At 69.8% G+C, this 7,085-nt stretch carries 8 protein-coding genes; 7 read left to right on the top strand and 1 reads right to left on the bottom strand.

The window, feature by feature from the left end; all coding sequences use genetic code 11:
* The first annotated feature begins 122 nt into the window (after nucleotides 1–122).
* The 3 genes from ABNT58_RS20555 to ABNT58_RS20545 are packed head-to-tail and all read left to right on the top strand — an operon-like array spanning nucleotide 123 to nucleotide 2,835.
* Nucleotides 123–1,154, top strand: coding sequence for a vWA domain-containing protein (locus tag ABNT58_RS20555; RefSeq protein ID WP_348755279.1), 1,032 nt, complete (start codon nucleotides 123–125; stop codon nucleotides 1,152–1,154).
* Nucleotides 1,145–1,780, top strand: a complete 636-nt coding sequence (locus ABNT58_RS20550; RefSeq protein WP_348755278.1) for a hypothetical protein — start codon at nucleotides 1,145–1,147, stop codon at nucleotides 1,778–1,780. The genes ABNT58_RS20555 and ABNT58_RS20550 overlap by 10 nt, the downstream gene beginning before the upstream one ends.
* Before the next feature lie 5 nt (nucleotides 1,781–1,785).
* Nucleotides 1,786–2,835: a vWA domain-containing protein gene (locus ABNT58_RS20545; protein ID WP_348755277.1), complete on the top strand. Its 1,050-nt coding sequence runs from the start codon at nucleotides 1,786–1,788 to the stop codon at nucleotides 2,833–2,835.
* On the opposite strand, the gene ABNT58_RS20540 is transcribed toward ABNT58_RS20545, so the two are convergent.
* A complete protein-coding gene (locus ABNT58_RS20540) occupies nucleotides 2,795–3,751 on the bottom strand; it encodes a LysR family transcriptional regulator (protein ID WP_348755276.1) in 957 nt (318 codons plus the stop codon). The genes ABNT58_RS20545 and ABNT58_RS20540 overlap by 41 nt on opposite strands.
* Before the next feature lie 121 nt (nucleotides 3,752–3,872).
* Here ABNT58_RS20540 and ABNT58_RS20535 point away from each other — a divergent pair, with 121 nt between their 5' ends.
* The 4 genes from ABNT58_RS20535 to ABNT58_RS20520 all read left to right on the top strand — a co-directional run.
* Nucleotides 3,873–5,339: a form I ribulose bisphosphate carboxylase large subunit gene (locus ABNT58_RS20535; RefSeq protein ID WP_348755275.1), complete on the top strand. Its 1,467-nt coding sequence runs from the start codon at nucleotides 3,873–3,875 to the stop codon at nucleotides 5,337–5,339.
* 33 nt (nucleotides 5,340–5,372) lie between these two features.
* Nucleotides 5,373–5,813 carry a ribulose bisphosphate carboxylase small subunit gene (locus tag ABNT58_RS20530; RefSeq protein WP_348755274.1) on the top strand — a complete coding sequence of 147 codons (441 nt, stop codon included), beginning with the start codon at nucleotides 5,373–5,375 and terminating at the stop codon, nucleotides 5,811–5,813.
* Between the two features lie 26 nt (nucleotides 5,814–5,839).
* A complete protein-coding gene (gene cbbX / locus ABNT58_RS20525) occupies nucleotides 5,840–6,742 on the top strand; it encodes a CbbX protein (RefSeq protein WP_348755273.1) in 903 nt (300 codons plus the stop codon).
* Nucleotides 6,739–7,085: HAD hydrolase-like protein (locus tag ABNT58_RS20520; RefSeq protein WP_348755272.1), on the top strand; the 347-nt coding region annotated here is incomplete at its 3' end. The genes cbbX and ABNT58_RS20520, both read left to right, overlap by 4 nt.

The following is a 7,085-nucleotide window of genomic DNA, read 5'->3' as shown; positions in this document are numbered from 1 at the left end:
GAGCTGCACGAGTTCTTCGCCCGCTCGCGCCGCAGCTTCTTCGCGGGTGAGCCGGCGGGCGACGACCTGGTCTGGCTGCGCGGCTTTTGCCGCCGCTGCCGCGACGTGGAGCGGGGCGCCGCATGATCCGCTTCGACACGCCCGCCTGGCTGTTGCTGCTGCCGCTGGCCGCCTTGCCCTGGCTGCTGCGCCAGCGCGATGCGATGCCCAACACCTGGCTGGCCACGCTGCCGCGCGACCTGGCCTCCGACGGCCTGGCGCTGGCGCTGGCCGGCCTGGTGCTGGCGCTGGCCGAGCCCTACCGGCCCGAGTACACGGTCGAACGGGTGGGCCGCGGCGCCGAGATCGTGCTGGTGCTGGACCGCAGCCGCAGCATGGACCAGGGCTTTGGCGGCGCGCGTGCGGCCGGCGCGCCGGTGCGCGGCACCGGGCCCGAGGCACTGGACTACTACTCGCGCCTGCGCGCCGCGCAGAACCGCGAATCGAAAGGCCAGGTGGCGCGCCAGCTGCTCGGCGACTTTGCTAGTCGGCGGCCGGACGACCGCTTTGGCATGGTGCTGTTCAGCACGCTGCCGATGCGGGTGCTGGAGTTCACGCAGAAGCCCGAGGCCATCCAGGCCGCCATCGCCGCCGGCAACATCGGCCGCGGCCTGAGCGAGACCAACATCGGCCTGGCGCTGGAAAGCGCGCTGGGCTACTTCAACGACCGGCCGTACACCGGCTCGCGCATCGTGATGCTGGTGTCCGACGGTGGCGACCGGCTGGACGCCGCGATCCGCGACCGCATCAGCCACCTGGTGCACAAGCACCGCGTGGCCATCTACTGGATCTACATCCGGTCGGCGATGAGCGCGGGCCTGAAGCCCGCAGAAGCCGACAACCCGGCCGCGCCCGTGAATGCCGAGGCGGCGCCCGAATACTTCCTGCACCGCTTCTTCGAGCAGCTGGGCACGCCGTACCGCGCGTACGAGGCCGACAACCCCGAGGCGCTGCAAAAGGCCATTGACGACGTGAACCGGCTGGAGAACCTGCCCATCGTCTATGAAGACGTGGTGCCCCGTCGCAGCCTGGCGCCCTGGGCCCTGGGCGCGGCCCTGCTGGCCGTGCTGCTGTTGCTGGCCGCCCGCACCCTGGAGATACGCCGATGGGCCTGAAGGCCGATTTCGCCACACGTGGCCGCACCCGCGCGGTGTGGCTGGCCCTGCTGGCGGTGGCATTGCTGGCCGCGCTGCAGGCCGCCTGGTGGTGGCGCGATGCGGGCGCGAACCAGCGCATCGAGGCGCTGGCGCTGGGCGCGGCTCAGGCGGCGGCGCAGCCCGGCGCGGCTTCAGGCGCCGATGCCTCGGCCGCCGCGCCCGGCGACGATGCAGCGCCCGACCTGCGCTTTGCCGCCGCCTACGGCAGCGCCCAGCGCGCGCGGCAGCAGGCCTCGGCCACCGAGCGCGAGACCGCGCTGGCCCGCTACCGCCCGCTGCAAAACGACACGCCGCTGGGCCAGGCCGCCCGCTACAACAGCGCCAACCTGCTGCTGCGCCAGGCGATGGAAGTGCGCGCCACGCTGCAGCCCGGCCAGGCCATCGCGCTGCTGGAACTGGCCAAGGAAGGCTACCGCGACGTGCTGCGCCACGACCCCGGCTTCTGGCCCGCCCGCTACAACCTGGAGCGGGCGCAGCGTCTGCTGCCCGACGCGGAGGAAGAAGAGCCGCCGGTCAACGAGCCCGCGCCCGAGGCCGAACGCGCCGTCACCACCATGCGCGGCCACAGCGCGGGGCTGCCTTGAGGCCTGTGCCGGCCCGTTGGCGCGCCGCGGCCCAGGCGGGTTGGGCGCTGCTGCAGCGCCGGCAGGAGGCCGCGCTGCTGGCCCTCGCCGCGCTGCTGCTGCTGGGCTGCCTGCTGCCCGGGCACCTCACGCTGCAGCGCGCCCGCTTCGACCATGTGGTGGTGCTGGACATCACCCAGAGCATGAACGTGCCCGATGCGCTGGTGGACGGCCGGCCCGCCGCCCGCATCGACGCGGCCAAGCACGCCGTGCGCGAGGCCATGCTGGACCTGCCCTGCGGCTCCAAGCTGGGGCTGGGCGTCTTCACCGAGTACCGCACGCTGCTGGTGCTGGCGCCGGTGGAGGTGTGCGAGAACCTGGGCGAACTGCGCGCCACGCTGGCCAACCTGGATGGCCGCATGGCCTGGATCAACGGCAGCGAAGTGGCCAAGGGCCTGCACAGCGGGCTGGCGGTGGCCAAGCAGCTGGAAGACAAGCCCTCGCTGGTGTTCATCACCGACGGGCAGGAATCGCCGCCGCTGCACCCGCGCCACCGGCCCAAGCTCAACGGCGAGCCGGGTGAGGTGCCCGGCCTCATCGTGGGCGTGGGCCAGGCCCAGCCCTCGCCCATTCCCAAGCGCGACCCGCAGGGCCGGCCCATCGGCGTGTGGGGCGCCGACGAAGTGTTGCAGGCCGACCCGCGCAGCCGCGGCCGCAGCGGCAGCGTGGCCGGCGAAGGCATGGCCGACGATGCGGCCGGCCCCAGCGTCTCGGTGGGCGCCACCCCGGGCACCGAGCACCTGTCGGGTCTGCGCGAGCCCTACCTGCGCCTGCTGGCGCAGGAAGACGGCCTGCAGTACCACCACCTCGACGGCCCTCGCGGCCTGAGCGAGGCGCTGCGCGCCCCGATGTTCCAGCGGCCGGTGCCGGTCAAGCTGCCGCTGCGGGACGTGCTGGCGCCGCTGGCCTTGCTGGTATTGGTGCTGCCTTATGCATGGCAGCTGTGGCGGCGCTGGCGCGGCCGCCGCCCGCGGGCTAAGCCCGTGCCGCCCGCCGCCGGCGTGCGCGGGGCCTGAGCTGCTGCGTCAGCTGGTCCTGGCCCTGCTCGATCAAAAAGCGCTCGAAGGCGCTGGCCACCTGCGACAGCTGGCGTGAGGCCAGGCGCATCACGAACCATTCGCGCTGCACCGGGTTGTCGGCCATGGGCAGCAGCTCCAGAAGGCCGGCTTCCAACTCCAGCACGCAGGTGTGCATCGACAAAAAGGCCACGCCGAAGCCGGCCGCGCACATCTGCTTGATGGCCTCGTTGCTCGACATCTCGCTGCCGATGCGCAGCGGCAGCCGCGCGTCTTTGAACAGGCGCTCCAGCGTGGCGCGTGTGCCGGAGCCACGCTCGCGCACCAGCAGGTGCATGCCGGCCAGGTCGGCCAGGCCCATCTCGCCCTGCTTGAGCGTGGCATGGCCCGGCGCGGCCAGAAAGGCCATCGGGTGGCGGGCGAAGGGGCTGGCCTCGGTCTTCAGCTCGGCCGGTGGCCGGCCCATGATGGCCAGGTCGATGTCCTGGCCGGCCAGCATGCGCACGATCTCGTCGCGGTTGCCCACCTGCAGCTTCACCTTCACCTTGGGGTGCTCGTTGGCAAAGGTCACCAGCAGCGGCGGCAGCAGGTATTCGGCGGTGGTGACGGCGCCCACCCGCAGCGTGCCCGAGAACACGCCCTGCAGCGTGGCCATCTCTTCGCCCGCCTCGCGCCACAGCTCGATGATGCGGGCCGCATAGCCGGCCAGCAGCTCGCCGGCTTCGGTCAGCCGCACGCCGCGGCCGGCGCGCTGCAGCAGCGGTGTGCGCGCCGACTCTTCCAGCGCGCGGATCTGGATGGAGATGGCCGGTTGCGTCAGGTGCAGTTCGTCGGCCGCCATCGACACGCTGCCCAGCCGCGCGACAGCATGGAACGCAGCCAGCTGGCGAAAGGTGGCGTTACGGGTGAGCGGCATGGCTACATATTAGTCGGGGCTTATGCCAGCGCCAGAAAGTTTAATTTTTATATGGAGGGTGAAATCTCTACATTGATCTCACGGCAGCACCGCCAGACCTCCACCACACCGAGGAGACCCCATGGGCAGCATGAGCGAAGCCAAGCAGATCACCGACACCAAGAAGCGCTATGCCGCCGGGGTGTTGAAGTACGCCCAGATGGGCTATTGGGACCCCGACTACGAGCCCAAGGCCACCGACATCCTGGCGCTGTTCCGCATCACGCCGCAAGACGGGGTGGACCCGGTCGAGGCCGCCGCCGCGGTGGCCGGCGAAAGCAGCACCGCCACCTGGACGGTGGTGTGGACCGACCGCCTGACCGCCTGCGACATGTACCGCGCCAAGGCCTACCGCGTGGACCCGGTGCCGGGCACGCCGGGCCAGTTCTTCTGCTACGTGGCCTACGACCTCAGCCTGTTCGAGGAAGGCTCCATCACCAACGTGGCGGCCTCGGTCATCGGCAACGTGTTCAGCTTCAAGCCGCTGAAGGCCGCGCGGCTGGAAGACATGAAGTTCCCGGTGGCCTACGTCAAGACCTTCAGCGGCCCGCCCACCGGCATCATCGTGGAGCGTGAACGGCTGGACAAGTTCGGCCGCCCGCTGCTGGGTGCCACCACCAAGCCCAAGCTGGGCCTGTCAGGCCGCAACTACGGCCGCGTGGTGTACGAAGGCCTGCGCGGCGGGCTGGACTTCATGAAGGACGACGAGAACATCAACTCGCAGCCCTTCATGCACTGGCGCGACCGCTTCCTGTTCGTGATGGACGCGGTGAACAAGGCCAGCGCCGCCACCGGCGAGGTCAAGGGCAGCTACCTCAACGTGACCGCCGGCACGATGGAGGAGATGTACCGCCGTGCCGAGTTCGCCAAGAGCCTGGGCTCGGTCATCGTGATGGTGGACCTGGTGGTGGGCTACACCGGCATCCAGAGCCTGAGCCACTGGTGCCGGCAGAACGACATGATCCTGCACCTGCACCGCGCAGGCCACGGCACCTACACCCGCCAGAAGAACCATGGCGTGAGCTTCCGCGTCATCGCCAAGTGGATGCGCCTGGCGGGCGTGGACCACATCCACGCCGGCACCGCGGTGGGCAAGCTCGAAGGCGACCCGATGACGGTGCAGGGCTACTACAACGTCTGCCGCGACACGCAGACGAAGGTGGACCTGCCGCGCGGCATCTACTTCGACCAGGACTGGGGTGCGCTCAAGAAGGTGATGCCGGTGGCCTCGGGCGGCATCCATGCCGGCCAGATGCACCAGCTGATCGACCTCTTCGGCGACGACGTGGTGCTGCAGTTCGGCGGCGGCACCATCGGCCACCCGCAGGGCATCCAGGCCGGTGCCACTGCCAACCGCGTGGCACTCGAAGCCATGGTCTTGGCCCGCAACGAAGGCCGCAACCTGCTGGAAGAAGGCCCGCAGATCCTGCGCGACGCAGCCAAGTGGTGCAGCCCGCTGGCCGCCGCGCTCGACACCTGGGGCGACATCACCTTCAACTACACGCCGACCGACACCTCGGACTACGTGGCCACGCCTTCGGTGGCCTGACAGGCCCGCCCGCACACCGCCAAGGAGCAACCCATGCGCATTACCCAAGGCACCTTCTCGTTCCTGCCCGAGCTGACGGACGCCCAGATCACCCGCCAGCTGGAGTACTGCCTGCAAAAGGGCTGGGCCATCGGCGTGGAATACACCGACGACCCGCACCCGCGCAACACCTTCTGGGAAATGCACGGCAACCCGATGTTCGACCTGCGCGACGCCGCCGGCGTGCTGCAGGAGATCAACGACTGCCGCAAGACCTTCCCTGACCAGTACATCCGCGTCACCGCCTTCGACAGCACCCACGGCACCGAATCGGTGGTGCTGAGCTTCATCGTCAACCGGCCCAAGGAAGAGCCCGGCTTCCGCCTCATCCGCACCGAAGAGCCCGGCCGCACGCTGCGCTACAGCATCGAGAGCTATGCCACGCAGGCCCGACCTGAAGGCAGCCGCTACGGCGGACCTTCAGCCACCCGCTGACACGCCCACCCACCAGGAGTAGCCCCGTGGACACGGCCACCGCCCCGCGCGCATTGTTCGAAAGCTCCGGCGTCAAGGCGCTGCTCGACCAGCTGGACGCGGAGCTGATCGGCCTGGCGCCGGTCAAGGGCCGCATCCGCGACATCGCGGCGCTGCTGCTCATCGACAAGCTGCGCGAGGAGCAGGGCCTGCAGAGCACGCCGCCCAGCCTGCACATGTGCTTCACCGGCAACCCGGGCACCGGCAAGACCACCGTGGCCCTGCGCATGGCCGGCGTGCTCAAGCAGCTGGGCTATGTGCGCAAGGGCCACCTGGTGGCGGTGACGCGCGACGACCTGGTGGGCCAGTTCATCGGCCACACCGCCCCCAAGACCAAGGAAGTGATCAAGAAGGCGATGGGCGGCGTGCTGTTCATCGACGAGGCCTACTACCTGTACCGGCCCGAGAACGAGCGCGACTACGGCCAGGAATCCATCGAGATCCTGCTGCAGGTGATGGAGAACCAGCGCGACGACCTGGTGGTGATCCTGGCGGGCTACAAGGACCGCATGGACACCTTCTTCGGCAGCAACCCGGGGATGGCGTCTCGCATCGCGCACCACATCGACTTCCCCGACTACAGCGAGGCCGAGCTGATGCAGATCGCCGAGCTGATGCTCACGGGCCTGAACTACCGTTTCGACGGCCCGGCCGCGCATGCCTTCGGCCGCTACCTGCACCTGCGGCGCCAGCAGCCGCACTTTGCCAATGCCCGCTCGGTGCGCAATGCGCTCGACCGCATGCGGCTGCGCCACGCCACGCGCCTGTTCGATTCGCAATCGGCGCTGAGCAAGGAGCAGCTGTGCACGCTGCAGGCCGAAGACGTGCTGGCGTCTCGGGTGTTTGGCGCGGCACCCACCGCGCCGGTCTTGCAGGAGGTGACGCGATGACCACCGAAGCCCTGATCCTGGACGTGGACGGCACCCTGGCCGACACCGAAGAGGCGCACCGCCAGTCCTTCAACACCGCCTTCGAGCAGATGCAGCTGGGTTGGCAATGGAGTGCGCCCACCTACCGCCGGCTGCTGGCCATCACCGGCGGCAAGGAGCGCATCGCCGCCTACATCGAAGAAGCGCAGCTGCCGCCCGCCCAGCGCAAGGCGCTGCTGGCGCGTGTGCCCGAGATCCATGCGCTCAAGACACATGTCTATACAAGCACCGCGCGTGAAGGCGGCATTGCCTTGCGCACCGGCGTGCAGCGGCTGCTGGACGAAGCCCGCGACGCCGGCCTGCG

The sequence above is a fragment of the uncultured Aquincola sp. genome, assembly GCF_964001545.1.
In the GTDB taxonomy this organism is placed as follows: domain Bacteria; phylum Pseudomonadota; class Gammaproteobacteria; order Burkholderiales; family Burkholderiaceae_C; genus Aquincola.
Note: the sequence above shows the minus strand (reverse complement) of the source record. Positions and strands in the feature narration are given on the sequence as shown.

Bases quoted from the DNA above. Each gene is read 5' to 3' on its own strand.
- ABNT58_RS20555 (WP_348755279.1), top strand. From the start codon at position 123: ATGATCCGCTTCGACACGCCCGCCTGGCTGTTGCTGCTGCCGCTGGCC.
- ABNT58_RS20550 (WP_348755278.1), top strand. From the start codon at position 1,145: ATGGGCCTGAAGGCCGATTTCGCCACACGTGGCCGCACCCGCGCGGTG.
- ABNT58_RS20540 (WP_348755276.1), bottom strand. From the start codon at position 3,751: ATGCCGCTCACCCGTAACGCCACCTTTCGCCAGCTGGCTGCGTTCCAT.
- ABNT58_RS20535 (WP_348755275.1), top strand. From the start codon at position 3,873: ATGGGCAGCATGAGCGAAGCCAAGCAGATCACCGACACCAAGAAGCGC.
- ABNT58_RS20530 (WP_348755274.1), top strand. From the start codon at position 5,373: ATGCGCATTACCCAAGGCACCTTCTCGTTCCTGCCCGAGCTGACGGAC.